We start from the raw sequence: 202 nt of genomic DNA on the forward strand, positions 1-202 counted from the left end.
CTCTACCAACTCAAAGCGTAACCAGGGCAGGCATTCAATGATTTTCAGGATCTCGGGGTCCTGGCGCATCGCAATGAGCGTCGGGCCATCGACATTGACGGAGGCCAGCAGATCGTGGGCTCTGAAAAAATCACTTTTCAGTTCAAGTTGTTCAAGCTGCTCTTTCACTACCTCAACGCGATGCCGAACAGCAACTTCAGCA

Annotated in this window: 1 pseudogene; it reads right to left on the bottom strand. The window is 51.5% G+C overall.

Annotated elements, in window-relative coordinates:
* Positions 1–202: pseudogene (locus FDX22_RS20805) on the bottom strand (cyclic-guanylate-specific phosphodiesterase); the annotation flags it as partial.

It is taken from the genome of Citrobacter sp. TBCS-14 (assembly GCF_005280805.1).
GTDB lineage: Bacteria > Pseudomonadota > Gammaproteobacteria > Enterobacterales > Enterobacteriaceae > Citrobacter > Citrobacter gillenii.